Raw genomic sequence first — 1,291 nt, forward strand, 5'->3', positions numbered from 1 at the left:
CTCGAGCAGGGCGAGCCCGGCGAGCATCGCTAGCGATTCTGCGGCAGACAGATTCAACGGTGGCAGGGAGTAGTCCGAAAGGATTGAGTAACCGCCCTTTGCTCCGTGGTCTGCGTAGATGGGAACACCAGCAAGTTGCAGCGATCCGATGTCGCGTTCAATGGTGCGCGTGGACACTTGCAGTTCACTCGCGAGCCGAGCGGCGGACCAGGGGCGGCGTGCTCCTCGAAGGAGGTCTACGAGTGCGTACTGCCGCTCGGCTCGCTTCATGGTCTCAGTCTTTCAGAGCGATCGCGCGTGGAACCAGGTCAGCTCCGCATGCTTCGTTGTCCGCCGACGGACCAGACCCGGCTGATGTGGCCGTCCTCCGTGAAGTCGAAGACGTCGACACCGCCGACGTGGATGTCGCCGGCCTGCAGGTCCCAGAGCAGTCGGCCGTGACGGCCGTCGATAGCGTCGGCGACGCTTGTGAAGACGGCACCAGCGTGCCGTTCGTGCCACCAGCCGAGATACTGCGCGAAGTCGTCTGCGGTGCGGATGTCATCTGCGGGGGTTGAGCCGTCGGGTTCGGTTACAGCGAAGTGGATTCGGAAGTCGTCGGCGCAGATCTGTCGTGCGAGGTCGCCGTCGGTGTTCCACATGGTCAGCCACAAGTCGAGCGAGTCTTGGGCCGTAGCGATGGTCGGAAGGTCTGTGTTCTTGGACATGTATCCACCCTCGGGCGTCGACGCGACAACTGTGTGTCGGTGTTTTGAACAGTGTTTCGCCGCTGCAAGGAGTGGACTGGACCATGCTCAGCCCGAAACGCGCTGCGGGAATCTCTCGCGCCTATGGAGCAGCCACACGCGACTCGTCAACTCGTGTGCGGAAGTGATCCGTGATGGTCGGGCCGCCTATCCGCGGCTGGCACCGCAAGATCGCAGCCCTCGTCCAGCAGGACCCCCGGTTGCACTACGCCCTCGGCTGCGCAACAACTACGACGAGAACGATGGTCGGCAGGGATCGGCTACCGAGACTGGCAGCGTGCGGTGTGGCCCTGGTTCGGCTGGGTTCAGATGTTGCGGCGGATCGCGGTGAGGGTGGTGTCGTCGTCGAGGTCTGGGCCGGCAGCTTCCATGAACGCGGTGAGGGCGAGTTGCAAGTCCGGGGCGGTTCGTAGGTTGGTGGCAAGCTGCGTGAGGGTGTCGATGGTCGCGCCGGGGAGCTCGAACAGGCCATCGGTGACGATCAGGAGCAGCTCCCCGGGGCGAGATGGAGGATACGGGGCAGGCGAGGTATCCCGGCGGGTTGC

The 1,291-nt window shown here is 64.1% G+C and carries 3 protein-coding genes; all 3 read right to left on the bottom strand.

Annotated features, from left to right (window positions below):
• Window positions 1-270: helix-turn-helix transcriptional regulator (locus tag ITJ69_RS20150; protein WP_194673843.1), on the bottom strand; the 270-nt coding region annotated here is incomplete at its 3' end.
• A 38-nt stretch (window positions 271-308) separates the two neighbouring features.
• Window positions 309-707 carry a nuclear transport factor 2 family protein gene (locus ITJ69_RS20155; protein WP_194673844.1) on the bottom strand — a complete coding sequence of 133 codons (399 nt, stop codon included), beginning with the start codon at window positions 705-707 and terminating at the stop codon, window positions 309-311.
• A gap of 344 nt (window positions 708-1,051) precedes the next feature.
• Window positions 1,052-1,291: SpoIIE family protein phosphatase (locus ITJ69_RS20160; protein ID WP_194673845.1), on the bottom strand; the 240-nt coding region annotated here is incomplete at its 5' end.

This window comes from Curtobacterium sp. VKM Ac-2887 (assembly GCF_015350935.1).
Taxonomy (GTDB): domain Bacteria; phylum Actinomycetota; class Actinomycetes; order Actinomycetales; family Microbacteriaceae; genus Curtobacterium.

Coding starts and splice junctions, on each gene's coding strand:
- ITJ69_RS20155 (WP_194673844.1), bottom strand. CDS start 707: ATGTCCAAGAACACAGACCTTCCGACCATCGCTACGGCCCAAGACTCG.